Here is a 15,447-nt window from a genome sequence, read left to right as displayed (position 1 = left end):
GACTTGCCGTGCCGCCCGCGCCGGCCGTCGCCGCTGGGCCCTCGGCCCCGGTGGGCGCGTCCGACCCGCCGCACGCGCTGAGCACGCCCGCGGCGATGGTCGTCACCCCGACCCCGGCGAGGGTGCGGAGCACGCCGCGGCGGGAGGGGCAGTCGAGCGAGACGGGGTCCACGCGGCGATTGTCCACGACGGGGGTACGGCGCCGGCAGGGACCCGGACGCCGCACCCGTCGTGCGCCTCAGCCCGTCGTGGCCTCAGCCCGCCTTGCGGCGCGTCGTCCGCCGGGCGGGTGCCGGCGTGACGAGCCCGGCGAGGAACTGCCCGGTGAAGCTGCCCTCGACCGCCGCCACCTGCTCCGGCGTCCCCTGGGCGATGACCCGGCCGCCGCCGGAGCCGCCCTCGGGCCCCATGTCGATGACCCAGTCCGAGGACTTGATGACGTCGAGGTTGTGCTCGATGACGATGACGGTGTTGCCCTTGTCCACCAGCCCCTGCAGGAGCTCCAGCAGCTTGCGGATGTCCTCGAAGTGCAGCCCGGTGGTGGGCTCGTCGAGCACGTACACCGTGCGCCCGGCGGAGCGGCGCTGCAGCTCGGTGGCGAGCTTGACGCGCTGCGCCTCGCCGCCGGACAGGGTCGGGGCGGGCTGGCCGAGGCGGACGTAGCCCAGGCCGACGTCGACCAGCGTGTTGAGGTGCCGGGCGATGGCGGGGACCGCGGCGAAGAACTCCGCGGCCTCCTCGATCGGGGCGTCCAGGACGTCGGCGACCGTCTTGCCCTTGAAGTGCACCTCGAGGGTCTCCCGGTTGTACCGGGCGCCGTGGCACACCTCGCACGGGACGTAGACGTCCGGGAGGAAGTTCATCTCGATCTTCAGGGTGCCGTCGCCCTGGCAGTGCTCGCAGCGACCGCCCTTGACGTTGAAGCTGAACCGGCCGGGCTGGTAGCCGCGGATCTTGGCCTCGGGCGCCTGCGCGAACAGCTTGCGCACGTGGTCCCAGACGCCCGTGTACGTCGCCGGGTTGGACCGCGGCGTGCGGCCGATCGGGCCCTGGTCGACGTGGACCACCTTGTCCAGGTGCTCCAGGCCGGTGACGGTCTTGTGCCGGCCGGGGACCTGGCGGGCGCCGTTGAGCTTGTTCGCCAGCACCGTGTAGAGGATGTCGTTGACCAGGGTCGACTTGCCCGACCCGGACACCCCGGTCACCGACACGAGGACGCCGAGCGGGAAGTCGACGTCCACGCCGGTGAGGTTGTGCTCGCGCGCGCCCTTGACGGACACGACCCGGGCGGGGTCGACGGCGCGCCGGGTGGCGGGCGTCGGGATGCTCCGGCGGCCGGACAGGTAGGCCCCGGTGAGCGAGGCGGAGTTGGTGAGCAGCTCGGCCAGCGGCCCGGAGTGGACCACCTGCCCGCCGTGCTCGCCGGCGCCCGGGCCGATGTCGACGACCCAGTCCGAGGCCTTGATGGTGTCCTCGTCGTGCTCGACGACGATGAGGGTGTTGCCCAGGTCGCGCAGCCGGGTGAGCGTGCCGATGAGGCGCTGGTTGTCCCGCTGGTGCAGGCCGATGCTCGGCTCGTCGAGCACGTACAGCACCCCCACCAGGCCGGCGCCGATCTGGGTGGCGAGGCGGATGCGCTGGGCCTCGCCGCCGGACAGCGTGCCCGCCGCCCGGTCGAGGCTGAGGTAGTCCAGGCCGACGTCGAGGAGGAACCCGAGGCGGGCGTGGATCTCGCGGAGCACCCGGTCGGCGATGGCGTGCTCGCGCTCGGACAGCTCGAGGTCGCGCAGGAACTCGGCGGTCTCGCCGATGGTGAGCGAGGACACCTGGGCGATGTTGCGCCCGGACACCGTGACGGCGAGCACCTCCGGCCGCAGCCGGGCGCCCTGGCAGACCGGGCACGGGACCTCGCGCATGTAGGCGCCGTAGCGGTCCTTGGCCCACTCGGAGTCGGTCTCCTCGTGGCGGCGGCGGATGAACGGCAGGACGCCCTCGAACCCGGCCCGGTACGCGCGCTGGCGGCCGTGCCGGGTCTTGTAGCGGACGTCGAGCTGGCCGTCGAGGCCGTGGAGCACGGCCTCGCGGGCTCGCTCGGGCAGCGCGCGCCACGGGGTGTCCATGGAGAAGCCGAGCGCGTCGGCGAGGCTGCTCAGCAGCTTGTCGAAGTAGTCGACGCTCTGGGAGCCCGTCGACCACGGGGCTACGGCCCCCTGCGACAGCGACAGGTCGTCGTCGGGGACGACGAGCTCGGGGTCGACCTCCAGGCGCGTCCCCAGGCCGCTGCACGTCGGGCAGGCGCCGTACGGGCCGTTGAAGGAGAACGTGCGCGGCTCGATCTCCTCCAGCGCGACCGGGTGGTCGTTGGGGCAGGCGAGCCGCTCGCTGAAGCGCCGCTCGCGCGGGCCCAGCGGGTGGTCGTCGGCGCCGGGGGTGCCCGGCGCGGGGACGTCGATGAGCTCGACGACGAGCATGCCCTCGGCCAGCCCCAGGGCGGTCTCGACGGAGTCGGTGAGGCGGCGGCGGGCGCTGTACTGCTTGTCCTCGTCGCCCTCGCTGCGCGAGACGAGGCGGTCGACGACGACGTCGACGTCGTGCTTCTTCTTGCCGTCCAGCACGGGCGGCTCGGCCAGCGACACGACCTCGCCGTCGACCCGGGCGCGCGAGAAGCCCTTGCCCTGCATCTCGCGGAACAGCTCGAGGTTCTCGCCCTTGCGGCCGCGGACGACCGGGGCGAGCACCTGGAACCGGGTGCCGTCCGGCAGCTGGAGCAGGCGGTCGACGATCTGCTGGGGCGTCTGCCGGCCGATCGGCTCGCCGCAGCGGACGCAGTGGGGCCGCCCGGCGCGCGCGTACAGCAGGCGCAGGTAGTCGTGGATCTCGGTGATGGTGCCGACGGTCGACCGGGGGTTGCGGTTGGTCGACTTCTGGTCGATGGACACCGCGGGAGACAGGCCCTCGATGAAGTCGACGTCCGGCTTGTCCATCTGGCCGAGGAACTGCCGGGCGTAGGCGCTGAGGGACTCCACGTAGCGGCGCTGGCCCTCGGCGAAGATGGTGTCGAAGGCCAGGGACGACTTCCCGGACCCCGACAGGCCGGTGAACACGACGAGCGAGTCGCGCGGGAGGTCGACCCCGATGTCCTTGAGGTTGTGCTCACGTGCACCACGGACGACGAGACGGTCTGCCACACCCCCATCGTAGGTCGGCCCACCGACACCGCCGTCCGGCGCGAGGCCCTGCACCACGACGCGCGGCCGGTCCCGGTCACCCGGCGCGGGGCCCTGGCGCCGCGGGCTGGCGCGCCGCGGTCCGGCCGCTCCGCCCGGGGGTACCGTCCCGCCGTGACCCCCGCCCCCGCGGTCCCGATCGAGCGCTACGCGCTCCTCGGCGACCTCCACTCGGCCGCGCTCGTCTCCGACCGCGGCAGCGTCGACTGGCTCTGCTTCCCGCGCTTCGACTCCCCCGCCTGCTTCGCCGCGCTGCTCGGCGACGGCGACAACGGCCGGTGGGTCCTGGCGCCCCTCGACGAGGACGCCGTCGTCGAGTCGCGCGCCTACCGCGACGACACCTTCACCCTGGAGACCGTCTGGCGGACCTCGACCGGCGCCGTGCGGGTGGTCGAGACCATGCCGGTCGGCGGCCGCCGCGCCGACCTGGTCCGCCGCGTCGAGGGCCTGGAGGGCAGCGTCCGGATGCGGCAGGAGCTCGTCATCCGGTTCGGCTACGGCCGCGACGTGCCGTGGGTGCGCCGGATCAAGGACGACGGGGTGACGGTGGACGCCGCGTTCGCCCTGCCCGCGCCACGCCCCGAGCGGGTCCGCGGCGTGGGCTCCGGCCCCAACGCGGCGACGTCGGCCACGAGCGAGGGCGGCGCCCAGGCGCTGCTCGCGGTCGCCGGGCCCGACGCGCTCCTGCTGCGCTGCGACCCGCTGCCCGTCCCGGAGGACCACCGCCACGTCGGCGTCTTCGACGTCGCCGCGGGCGGCCGGAACGACCTGGTCCTCACCTGGTACCCGTCGCACCGGCCGCCGCCGGAGCCGGTCTACGTCACCGCGGCCATCGACCGCACCGAGACCTGGTGGCGCGACTGGGCGTCACGCTGCCGGCACGACGGCCGCTACGCCGGCGCCGTCCGCCGCTCGCTGCTCACGCTGCGGGCGCTGAGCCACGAGGACACCGGCGGCATCGTCGCGGCCCCGACCACGTCGCTGCCCGAGGAGCTCGGCGGGGTCCGCAACTGGGACTACCGGTACTGCTGGCTCCGCGACGCCGCCCTCACCCTGGAGGCGCTGCTCGCGCACGGCTACCTCGAGAGCGCCGACAGCTGGCGCTCCTGGCTGCTGAGGGCCGTGGCGGGCGCCCCGGAGGACGTGCAGATCATGTACGGCGTCGGCGGCGAGCGCCGGCTCGAGGAGTACACGCTCGACCACCTGCCGGGCTACGAGGGCTCCTCGCCGGTCCGGGTCGGCAACGCCGCGGCCTCGCAGCTGCAGGTCGACGTCATCGGCGAGGTCATGGTCGCCCTGCACGCGGCCCGCGCGGCCGGCCTGCACACCGACGTCTTCAGCTGGTCGCTGCAGGCGGCGCTGCTGGACCACCTCGCCGAGGTCTGGGACACCCCCGACAACGGCATCTGGGAGATCCGGGGCGACCTGCGCGCCTTCACGCACTCGCGGATCATGGCGTGGGCCGCGTTCGACCGTGGCGTGCGCGCGGCGCGCGACTTCGGCCGGCCCGGCCACGTCGAGGTGTGGCAGGAGATGGCCGACACCATCCGGGCCCAGGTGCTCGCCACGGGCGTCGACCCCGAGCGGGGCAACCTCGTGCAGTACCTCGGGGGCACCAGCGTGGACGCGGCCCTGCTCCAGGCCGCCCAGGTCGGGTTCCTCGACTGGGACGACCCGGTCATGCTCGCCACCGTCGCCGCCGTGGAGTCCGACCTGATGCGCGACGGGCTCGTGCTCCGCTACCGGACCGAGACCGACGTCGACGGCCTGGCCGGCGACGAGCACCCGTTCCTCGCCTGCTCGTTCTGGCTCGTCGAGCACTGGGCCCGGGTGGGTCGCCGCGAGGAGGCCACCACCCTCATGGACCGGCTGTGCGGGCTCGCCACCCCGGGCCTCGGCCTGCTCGCGGAGGAGTACGACCCCGCGGCGCGGCGCTTCACCGGCAACTACCCGCAGGCCTTCAGCCACCTGGCGCTCGTGCGGGCGGCCGAGGCGATCGACCAGGTGCACGAGGTCAGGAGCGAGTGGTGAGCGAGCTGCTGTCGCCGGGGGACCCGCTCCTGCCGGCCCTGCACACCGAGCCGGGCGGCGGGGCGCTGCACGTCGACCTGGGCCCGGTCGTGCTGAGCAAGGCCTCGGTCGGCGAGCAGGACAACTGCGTGTACGTCCTCACCTGCGCCGCGACGGGCGCACAGCTGCTCGTCGACGCCGCCGACGACGCGCCCGCGGTGCTCGCGCTGGTGGAGGAGGCCGCCCACGTCTCCGGCCGTGCCGCCACCGACCTGGTCGGCGTGGTCACCACGCACGGGCACTGGGACCACCACCGCGCCCTGCCCGCCGTGGTCGCCGCCACCGGCGCCCCCGCCCTGGTGGGGCGCGACGACGCCGGGGACCTGCCGGTGGCCGCCGACCGGCTCCTCGACCACGGCGACGTCGTCGAGGTCGGCGAGCTCGTCGTCGCGGTCGTGCACCTGCGAGGGCACACGCCGGGCTCGGTCGCCCTCGTCGTGCCCGGCGCGGCACCCCACCCGACGCTCGCGCTCACCGGCGACTCGCTGTTCCCGGGCGGCGTCGGGAACACCCGGGGCGACGCGGCCCGGTTCACGTCGCTGCTCGACGACGTCACCGACAGGCTGTTCGGGCTCGACGACAGCACGCTCGTGCAGCCGGGCCACGGTGACGGCACGACGCTGGGCGCCGAGCGCGGGTCGCTCGAGGACTGGCGCTCCCGAGGCTGGTGACCCGCCGCCGGGGCTGACGCCCCGGACCCCGCGGACCCCCGGCCCGCGGGAGCCCCGCGGGCCGGGTCCGCCGGTGTACTCGCTAGACGCCCGCCGCCTGCATCCCGCGCAGCTCCTTCTTGAGGTCGCCGATCTCGTCGCGGAGCCGGGCCGCCACCTCGAACTGCAGCTCGGCGGCCGAGGCGTGCATCTGGTCGCTGAGCTGCTGGATGAGGTCGGCGAGCTCCGCCTGGGGCATGCCCTCGTGCCGGCTGACCGGCAGCGGCGACACCGCGCCGTCGCGCGACTTGCCCCGCGACTGCCGGCGGCCGGACCCGCCGAGCAGCGAGCGGGTGTCCTCGTCCTCGCGAGCGATGAGGTCGGTGATGTCGGCGATCTTCTTGCGCAGCGGGGTCGGGTCGATGCCGTTGGCCAGGTTGTGCGCCACCTGGATCTCGCGGCGCCGGTTGGTCTCGTCGATGGCCTGCTCCATCGACGGCGTGATCCGGTCCGCGTACATGTGGACCTCGCCGGAGACGTTGCGGGCCGCCCGGCCGATGGTCTGGATGAGCGCGGTGGCGGAGCGGAGGAAGCCCTCCTTGTCCGCGTCGAGGATCGCGACGAGCGACACCTCGGGCAGGTCGAGGCCCTCGCGCAGCAGGTTGATGCCGACGAGGACGTCGTACTCCCCCAGCCGCAGCTCCCGCAGCAGCTCGACCCGGCGCAGCGTGTCCACCTCGGAGTGCAGGTAGCGGACCCGCTCCCCCTGCTCGAGCAGGTAGTCGGTGAGGTCCTCGGCCATCTTCTTGGTGAGGGTGGTGACGAGGATGCGCTCGTTCTTGGCCGTGCGCTCCCGGATCTCGGCGAGCAGGTCGTCGATCTGGCCCTTGGTCTGCTTGACGACGACCTTGGGGTCGACCAGGCCGGTCGGGCGGATGATCTGCTGGACGACGTCGCCCTTGACGCGGCCGAGCTCGTACGGGCCGGGCGTCGCCGACAGGTAGACGGTCTGCCCGATCCGCTCCTGGAACTCCTCCCACCGCAGCGGCCGGTTGTCCATCGCCGAGGGCAGCCGGAAGCCGTGGTCCACGAGGGTGCGCTTCCGGGACATGTCGCCCTCGTACATCCCGCCGATCTGCGGCACGGTGACGTGCGACTCGTCGATGACGAGGAGGAAGTCCTCGGGGAAGTAGTCGATGAGGGTGTTCGACGCCGACCCGGGGGCGCGGCCGTCGAAGTGCCGCGAGTAGTTCTCGACGCCGGCGCAGGTGCCGACCTGTCGGAGCATCTCCATGTCGTACGTGGTGCGCATCCGCAGCCGCTGGGCCTCCAGCAGCTTGTTCTGCCGCTCGAGCTCCGCGAGGCGGTCCGCGAGCTCGGCCTCGATGGTGCCCACCGCGCGCTCGAGCCGCTCGGGGCCGGCGACGTAGTGCGACGCGGGGAAGATGTAGTACTCCTGCTCCTCGCGGACGATCTCGCCGGTCAGCGGGTGCAGGGTGTAGATCCGCTCGATCTCGTCGCCGAACAGCTCGATGCGGACCGCGAGCTCCTCGTACTGCGGGATGATCTCGACGGTGTCGCCACGGACCCGGAACGTGCCGCGCGTGAACGAGAGGTCGTTGCGCGTGTACTGCATGGTGACGAACTGGCGGAGCAGCTGGTCGCGGTCGACGGACTGGCCGACCTTGAGCCGGGCCATCCGGTCCACGTACTCCTGCGGCGTGCCCAGGCCGTAGATGCACGACACGGTGGCCACGACGATGACGTCGCGCCGGGTGAGCAGCGAGTTGGTCGCGGAGTGGCGCAGCCGCTCGACCTCGTCGTTGATCGAGCTGTCCTTCTCGATGTACGTGTCCGTCTGCGGGACGTACGCCTCGGGCTGGTAGTAGTCGTAGTACGAGACGAAGTACTCGACGGCGTTGTTGGGCAGCAGCTCGCGGAACTCGTTGGCGAGCTGGGCGGCGAGCGTCTTGTTCTGCACCATGACCAGGGTCGGGCGCTGCACCTGCTCGACGAGCCAGGCCGTCGTCGCCGACTTGCCCGTGCCGGTGGCGCCGAGGAGCACGGAGTCCTTGTCCCCCCGGTTCACGCGGGTGGCGAGGTCCTTGATCGCGGCCGGCTGGTCGCCGCTGGGCGAGAACTCGCTGATGACCTGGAACGGGGCGAGGGAACGGGTGATGTCGGTGACCGGGCGCACGTGGACACGGTATGCCGCCCCTCCGACAGATCTCCCGCCGCCGGGTCACCCTGGCGGCAGGGCGGTCAGGAGGTGGGCGTCAGCCGGGCGCGACCGCGCGGCCGACGGTGCTCTCGCGCACCTCGAGGCGGTGCGCGACGACGACGGTCCTGGCCGGTGCGGTCCCGCCGCCGCCGGGGGCCTCGCCCGGCGCCGTGCCGCCCTGGGCCCGCACGGCCGCCCGCTCGGCGATCCGGTCCGCCAGGCACTCCACGGCCAGCCTCGCGGTCGCGGCCTTGTCCGGGGACACCGTGGTGAGCGACGGCGTGGCGTAGCGGCCGTCCTCGATGTCGTCGAACCCGACGACGGCCAGGTCGCCCGGGACGTCCAGGCCCCGCTCGAGCGCCACCCGCAGCGCGCCGAGCGCGAGCTGGTCGGTGAAGCAGAACACCGCGTCCGGCGGCTCGGGCAGGTCGAGCAGGCGCCGGAGCGCCGCGGCCCCGTCGGCTCGGTGCAGCGCCCCGGTCCCCGCCTCCAGCGCCGGGTCCCTCGGCAGCCCGGCCGCCGCCAGGGCCTCGTGGTAGCCCTGCAGCCGGAGCCGGGCCGTCGCCCCGGCGCCGTTCGCCCCGACCCCGACGACGGCGACCCGCCGCCTGCCGAGGGCGAGCAGGTGGGCCGTCGCCGCGCGCGCGGCGGCGACGTTGTCGACCGCGACGTGGTCGACGACACCGTCGGGCACGTGCTCGCCGATGAGCACCAGCGGCACCGCGCCCGCGTGGCGGGCGATGTCGTCGGGGGTGAGCGCCCAGGGGCTGAGGATGAGGCCGTCCACCAGCTGCCGCCGGGCGCCGCCGAGCAGGCGGCGCTCCCGCTCGGCGTCGCCGCCCGTGGCGTCGGTGAGCAGCGTCCACGACCGCCCCTCGACGGCCACGGCGAGCAGGGCGGCCATCTCGCTGAAGTACGGCGAGTCGATCTCGGGCACGACGAGGCCCACCAGGCCGGTCCGTCCGGTGCGCAGGTTCCGGGCCGCCGCGTTCGGCCGGTAGCCCAGCTCGTCGACGGCCTGCTGGACGCGCTCCCGGGTGGCCGGGGCGACGACGCCCGAGCCGTTGACGACGTTCGACACCGTCCGGGCCGAGACGCCGGCCCGCGCGGCCACGTCCTTGAGGCTCGTCGGCATGGTCGGCACTATGCCAGCCGCAGGCGCTTGCCACGTTGCATGCAACGTGGCAATACTGGTGCCGCCCCAGACCGGTCGTCGAAGGAGACACCCCCGTGGACCAGCAGACAGCGACCCAGACCCCGTTCGTGCCCGAGGGCGCGGACGACGAGACCCGCGCCATCGTCGAGGCCCTCTACGGCGACGGGATCACCGCCCGCAAGGGCGCCTTCACGCCGGACTGGGCCGACCGCATGCGCGAGGACATCGAGACCGCGCTGGCAGAGGCGCTCTCCCGCCCCGACGGCGCCGTCGGCCGCGGCCCCAACCGCTACTACGTCGAGATCCACCCCGAGCAGATGCGCGGCTTCGTCGACCTCGTCGACCACCCGTGGGTCCGCCAGGTCTGCACGGCGGTGCTCGGCGAGGACTACGAGATCGTCGAGCTCGGCTTCGACGTCCCCGGCGAGGGCGCGATGAACCAGCCCTGGCACCGCGACTTCCCCATGCCCGACGAGACCCGGCGCACCGGCCGCCTCACCTCGCTGGCCTTCAACCTCACGGGCGTCGACACCGCCGAGGACATGGGGCCGTTCGAGGTGGCCCCGGGCACCCAGTTCGACGACTCCGAGGAGTTCACGCACGGCATGTTCCCGCCGAAGTCGATGTACCCCCGCTTCGAGGAGCGCGCCGTGCGCAAGTACCCGCAGCGCGGCGACGTCTCCGCCCGCTCCGCGCTCACCATCCACCGCGGCACCAAGAACGAGTCGGCGAAGTCCCGCCCCGTGCTCGTCCTCGGGGTCGACGCCCCCGGCGCCGGCAACGCCGAGCACCACGACATGGCGGTCACCCGCGGGTACTGGGAGCAGCTCCCGCAGCGGGTGCGCGACCACATGCGCTGCCCCGTCGTCGACGAGCTCACGCCGATCACCCAGAAGCACACCATCGAGGGCCTGGTGATGGGCGAGGCCTGAGGCCTCCCCCGCTCCCTCGCGCTGGCCGGCCGGCCGACGGTCCGGCCGGCGCGACGGGCACCGCGCGTACCACCCGGCACCGCCTGCCCCACGCACCACCGCGCGGCGCCCCCCACCGGGGCCGGCACCGCCACCGCACCACCACCACACCGCCACCAGACGAGGAGCGCGCGCCGAGGCGCCTCCTGCACGTCCCGCACACGGGCCGACGACGCCCCGACCCCCGAGCCAGGAGCACCCCCATGCGCAGCACCCCCCGTCCGTCCGCCCGCCTCCGGCGCGGCGTCCCCCTCCTCTCGCTCGTGGCCGCGTCCGCGCTGCTGGTCACCGGGTGCGCCAACCCGGGCGAGACGACGTCCGCCGGCGGCGGAGCCAGCGACGGCGCCTCGGCCGGCGGCGGCCAGGTCGTCCGCGAGCCCAGCACCGAGGCCACCGGCGAGGGCTGCACCCTCGACAGCTACGCCGGCGGGATCGAGGCGGTCGAGCTCGAGGGCGCCACGGTCGGCTTCTCCCAGTCCGAGCCCGACACCGCGGCCTTCCGGGCCGCCGAGACCCAGTCGATCCGCGACGAGGCGGAGGCCGTCGGCGCCGAGCTGATCGTCACCAACGCCAACGCCGAGCTGCCCAAGCAGATCTCCGACATCCAGGACCTGCTCAACCAGGGCGTCGACCTCCTCATCGTCGCCCCGCTCAACTCCGACGGCCTCGACCCGGCGCTGTCCGCGGCGTCCGAGGCCGGCGTCCCCGTCATCACCATCGACCGCAAGGTCACCAGCGAGCACTGCAGCGACTACGTGACGTTCATCGGCTCGGACTTCTACAGCCAGGGCCAGCGCGCCGCCGACGCCATGGCCGAGGCGACCGAGGGCGAGGCCAACGTCGCCATCCTCCTGGGCTCCTCCGGCAACAACGTCACCGACCAGCGCAACCAGGGCTTCCTCGACCAGGTCGAGGCGGAGCACCCGGGCCTCGAGGTCGTCGTCGAGCAGACCGCCAACTTCGCCCGCGACGAGGGGCAGACCGTCACCGAGCAGCTCCTGCAGTCCAACCCGGAGATCGACGCCATCTACGCGCACAACGACGAGATGGCCCTCGGTGCCGTCACGGCCGTGTCCGCGGCGGGCCGCCAGCCCGGCAGCGAGGTCCGCATCGTCTCCATCGACGGCACGGCCAACGCCGTCCAGGCGATCGTCGACGGCCAGATCAACGCCGTCATCGAGTCCAACCCCCGCTTCGGCCCCCTCGCCTTCGAGACCGCCCAGCGGTTCTTCGACGGCGAGCCCATCGCCGAGGACATCATCATCGAGGACGACGAGTACAACCCGGAGAACGCCGAGGCGAACCTCGCCGACGCGTTCTGACGCCCGACCGCCAGCACACCCCTCCCGGGGGACCGCACCACGGTCCCCCGGGAGCCCGCGCGCGAGGAGGCGCCGTGCCACCCACCGCTGGACCCCCGACGACGGACCCCGTCCTGTCGGTGACCGGTGTCCGCAAGAGCTTCGACGGCGTGCACGCGCTGCGGGGCGTCGACTTCACCCTGGTGCCCGGGCAGATCCACGCGCTCGTCGGCGAGAACGGGGCCGGCAAGTCGTCCCTCATCAAGGTGCTGACCGGTGTCTACGTGCCGGACGAGGGGCAGCTGCTGTACCGCGGCGAGCCCGTGCGCTTCGCGCGCCCGTCGGACGCGCAGGACGCCGGCATCTCGACGATGTACCAGGAGGTCAACCTCGTCCCGCTGCTCAGCGTGGCGAGCAACATCTTCCTGGGCCGCGAGCCGCGCCGGTTCGGCCTGGTGGACACCCGGGCGATGCGGCGCCAGGCCCGCGAGCTCGTCGCCCGGGTCGGCATCGACGTGGACGTCGACGAGCAGCTCGGGCGGCTCGGCCTCGGCGTCCAGCAGATGGTGGCCCTGGCACGGGCGGTGTCGGTCGACAGCCGCGTCGTCATCATGGACGAGCCCACCTCCTCCCTGGAGGCCAAGGAGGTGGACACCCTGTTCCGGGTCGCCCGCGACCTGGCCGCCACGGGCGTCGCCCTCGTCTTCGTCTCCCACCGCATGGGCGAGCTGTTCGCCCTGTGCGACCACGTCACCGTCCTGCGCGACGGGCGCACCGTCCACAGCGGCCCCGTCGCCGACCTCAGCCGGCTCGAGCTCGTCGCGCACATGCTCGGCCGGACCATGGCGGACGTCGAGCGCGGCACGACCGAGTTCGGCGACTCCCACCTGGTCGAGGTGGAGCCGGTGCTGCGGGTCCAGGACCTGCACGTCCGCAACCGGCTCGACGGCATCTCCTTCGACGTGCGTCCCGGCGAGGTCGTCGGGCTCGGCGGCCTGCTCGGCTCCGGGCGCTCCGAGACCGTCAAGGCGGTGTACGGGGACCTGCTCACCAGCTCCGGCACCGTGGCCGTCGGCGGACGGCCCGTCAAGACCGGCTCGGTGGCGCACGCCCTGGCCGCCGGGATGGCCCTGCTGTCGGAGGACCGGAAGGCGGAGGGGATCGTCCCGGACCTGTCGGTGCGCGACAACATCGCCCTGGCGGTGCTGCCCCGGCTGTCGCGGGCGGGCATCGTCTCCGACAGCAAGATCGACGCGGTCGTCGAGGTGTTCATGCGGCGGCTGCAGGTCAAGGCCTCCAGCCCCCACCAGAAGGTCCGCGAGCTGTCCGGCGGCAACCAGCAGAAGGTGCTCCTCGCCCGCTGGCTGGCGACCGAGCCCAAGGTGTTCCTGCTCGACGAGCCCACCCGGGGCATCGACGTCGGCGCCAAGCGCGAGGTCCAGGCGCTCGTCGACGAGCTCGCGGCCCAGGGGCTCGCCGTCGTCCTCATCTCCAGCGAGATGGAGGAGCTCGTCGAAGGCAGCGACCGGGTCGTCGTCCTGCACGACGGCGCGGTCAGCAGCGAGCTGTCCGGGGCGGGGCTGACCACGTCGGCGCTGCTCGAAGGTCTCGCAGGCGGCGGCCACCCGGCCGTCGCGGACGAAGGGGTCCCCCAGCGATGAGCACGACCACCGAGGCGGCCCCGGCGGCGCCCGCCCGACGGCTCCCCCGCCTGGACAGCGGGTGGCTGCGGCGCAACGGCGTCTACGTCGCCCTCGCCCTGCTCGTCCTCGTCAACGTGGTGATCACGCCGAACTTCGTCAGCGCGACGAACCTGCGCCTGCAGCTGGTCCAGGTCTCCCCGGTGCTCATCGTCGCCCTCGGGATGGCCATGGTCATCGGCACCCGTGGGATCGACCTGTCGGTGGGGGCCGTCATGGCCCTGGCCGCCGCCCTCATCCCCCTGTACATCGGCTACGGCACGCTGCCGGCGATCCTCGTCGCCTGCACCGCCGGGCTGGTGACGGGCGCGCTCGGCGGCACGGTCATCTCGCGGGTGGGCATCCAGCCCATCGTCGCGACGCTGGCGATCATGGTCGCCGGCCGCGGCGTCGCGAACCTGCTCGGCGGGGAGATCAAGAGCATCCGCGACCCCGGCATCATCGCCCTGGGCAGCGGCAGCGTCCTCGGCGTGCCCTACGTCGTGCTCAGCGCCGCGGTCGTCGCGCTCGGCGTCTTCGTCGTCATGCGGCGGACCACCACCGGGCGGCAGCTCGTCGCCGTCGGCGGCAACATCCGGGCCGCGGCGCTGGCCGGCATCCCCGTCGCCCGGGTGCTCACGACCGTCTACATCATGGCCGGGGTGCTCGCGGCCTTCGCGGGCGTGCTGGTCGCCGCCCGGTCGCAGGCCTCCGACCCCACCCGGCTCGGCCTGCTCATCGAGCTGTACGCCATCACGGCCGTCGTGGTCGGCGGCACCCCGCTGAGCGGCGGCCAGGTGCGGGTGCTCGGCACCATCGCGGGGGCGCTGCTCATGCAGCTGGTCACCTCGACCCTCATCGCCCAGAACGCGGCCGACGCCGTGGCCCAGATCGTCCAGGCCGTCATCGTCGTGGTCGCGGTCTACGTGCAGATCGGCAGGAGACGCAGATGAGCCTCACGACCACCTCGGCCGCCGCCGGGGCGCCCGCCCCGTCCGTGACCACGTCGGCCCGCAGCGGGCGTGCCGCGGTCCTCCTCCAGCGCCAGGGCGCCCTCGTCGTGCTCGTCGCGCTCTGCGTCGTGGCGTCGGTCCAGTTCGACTCCTTCGCCACCGGCGCCAACCTCACGAGCATCGCCGTGCAGTCGTCGTTCCTCGCGGTCGTCGCGCTCGGCATGACCTTCGTCATCATGACCGGCGGGATCGACCTGTCGGTGGGGTCGGTGTTCGCGCTCGGCGGCGTCCTCGCGGCGTGGGCGAGCCAGTTCGGCACGCTCGCGGCCGTCGCGGTCCCGCTGCTCGCCTGCGGGCTCATCGGCCTGGTCCAGGGCCTGATCATCGCCCGGGGCGGCCTGGAGCCGTTCATCGTCACCCTCGCCGGGCTGCTGTTCGCCCGCGGCGTCCTGCTCCTGGTGACCGACGGCGGCACCACGACCTACCGGGTGCCGGCCGAGAGCGCCTTCCGCCAGCTCGCGCAGGGCAGCGTCCTCGGGATCCCCCTGCCCATCGTCGTCGTCGTCGTGCTGTACGCGCTGGGGACGCTCGTGCTGCACCGGACCTCGTTCGGGCCGACCGTGCTGGCCATCGGCGGCCAGCAGGACGCGGCCGAGCTCATGGGGCTGCCGGTGGCGCGCACCAAGGTCGTCACCTACGTCGCGTCGGGCCTGCTCGCCGGGTTCGCCGGCGTGATGATCGCCTCGTACACCTCGTCGGGCGTGACCGTCATCGGCGTCGGCTTCGAGCTGACGGCGATCGCCGCGGTCGTCCTCGGCGGGACGCTGCTCACCGGCGGCGCTGGCACCGTGGTCGGGACGCTGGTCGGCGTGCTGCTGCTGCAGGTGATCGCCAACATCATCAACCAGGTCGGCAGCCTGCCGAGCGCGTGGCAGGCGGTCGTGCAGGGCAGCATCCTGCTCGTCGTCGTCGTCGCGCAGCGCTACCTCACCCGGGCGGAGCGGCTCTGAGGAGCGGGCGCCGCGGTCCCGCCGCGGCGCCTGCTCGGCCGGGGGCTCCGTCCCTGGTGCCGGGGTCAGTCGAGCGAGCCGCGCTGCTTCTTGAGCTGGCCGCGCTGCTTCTTGGCGCTGATCCGCCGCTCCTGCGAGCCGCGGGTCGGCCGGGTCGCCCGGCGGGCCCGGGGGGGCGGCGCGACGGCCTGCCGCAGCGCCGACGCCAG

At 73.7% G+C, this 15,447-nt stretch carries 10 protein-coding genes; 7 read left to right on the top strand and 3 right to left on the bottom strand.

Going from position 1 to position 15,447, the window contains the following annotated elements; all coding sequences use genetic code 11:
* Positions 1-254 precede the first annotated feature (254 nt).
* The gene (uvrA, locus tag WCS02_RS09940) at positions 255-3,188 is read right to left on the bottom strand and encodes an excinuclease ABC subunit UvrA (protein ID WP_340292575.1); all 2,934 of its coding nucleotides are present in this window, start codon (positions 3,186-3,188) and stop codon (positions 255-257) included.
* A 153-nt stretch (positions 3,189-3,341) separates the two neighbouring features.
* Here uvrA and WCS02_RS09935 point away from each other — a divergent pair, with 153 nt between their 5' ends.
* Entirely contained in the window at positions 3,342-5,258 is a 1,917-nt protein-coding gene (locus WCS02_RS09935; RefSeq protein WP_340292573.1) for a glycoside hydrolase family 15 protein, read from the top strand.
* Between the two features lie 38 nt (positions 5,259-5,296).
* Positions 5,297-5,968 carry an MBL fold metallo-hydrolase gene (locus WCS02_RS09930; protein WP_376983735.1) on the top strand — a complete coding sequence of 224 codons (672 nt, stop codon included), beginning with the start codon at positions 5,297-5,299 and terminating at the stop codon, positions 5,966-5,968.
* Positions 5,969-6,050: 82 nt separating this feature from the next.
* Here WCS02_RS09930 and uvrB read toward each other — a convergent pair whose 3' ends face one another.
* Together uvrB and WCS02_RS09920 are read right to left on the bottom strand one after the other, a co-directional pair.
* A complete protein-coding gene (uvrB, locus tag WCS02_RS09925; RefSeq protein WP_340292571.1) occupies positions 6,051-8,144 on the bottom strand; it encodes an excinuclease ABC subunit UvrB in 2,094 nt (697 codons plus the stop codon).
* 79 nt (positions 8,145-8,223) lie between these two features.
* Positions 8,224-9,303, bottom strand: coding sequence for a LacI family DNA-binding transcriptional regulator (locus tag WCS02_RS09920; RefSeq protein ID WP_340292568.1), 1,080 nt, complete (start codon positions 9,301-9,303; stop codon positions 8,224-8,226).
* A gap of 95 nt (positions 9,304-9,398) precedes the next feature.
* Here WCS02_RS09920 and WCS02_RS09915 point away from each other — a divergent pair, with 95 nt between their 5' ends.
* The 5 genes from WCS02_RS09915 to WCS02_RS09895 all read left to right on the top strand — a co-directional run bounded on the left by WCS02_RS09915 (position 9,399) and on the right by WCS02_RS09895 (position 15,238).
* Positions 9,399-10,256, top strand: a complete 858-nt coding sequence (locus WCS02_RS09915; RefSeq protein ID WP_340292566.1) for a phytanoyl-CoA dioxygenase family protein — start codon at positions 9,399-9,401, stop codon at positions 10,254-10,256.
* A 242-nt stretch (positions 10,257-10,498) separates the two neighbouring features.
* Positions 10,499-11,617, top strand: coding sequence for an ABC transporter substrate-binding protein (locus WCS02_RS09910; RefSeq protein WP_340292564.1), 1,119 nt, complete (start codon positions 10,499-10,501; stop codon positions 11,615-11,617).
* A 74-nt stretch (positions 11,618-11,691) separates the two neighbouring features.
* Complete coding sequence (locus WCS02_RS09905; RefSeq protein WP_340292562.1) at positions 11,692-13,257, top strand: sugar ABC transporter ATP-binding protein; 1,566 nt, start codon at positions 11,692-11,694, stop codon at positions 13,255-13,257.
* Positions 13,254-14,228, top strand: coding sequence for an ABC transporter permease (locus WCS02_RS09900; RefSeq protein ID WP_340292559.1), 975 nt, complete (start codon positions 13,254-13,256; stop codon positions 14,226-14,228). The genes WCS02_RS09905 and WCS02_RS09900 overlap by 4 nt, the downstream gene beginning before the upstream one ends.
* Complete coding sequence (locus WCS02_RS09895; protein WP_340292557.1) at positions 14,225-15,238, top strand: ABC transporter permease; 1,014 nt, start codon at positions 14,225-14,227, stop codon at positions 15,236-15,238. The genes WCS02_RS09900 and WCS02_RS09895 overlap by 4 nt, the downstream gene beginning before the upstream one ends.
* Positions 15,239-15,447: the final 209 nt, after the last annotated feature.

Origin of the sequence: Aquipuribacter hungaricus, assembly GCF_037860755.1 — a bacterium.
GTDB classification, from domain to species: Bacteria; Actinomycetota; Actinomycetes; order Actinomycetales; family JBBAYJ01; genus Aquipuribacter; species Aquipuribacter hungaricus.
This window is presented reverse-complemented; position numbering and strand designations above follow the sequence as displayed.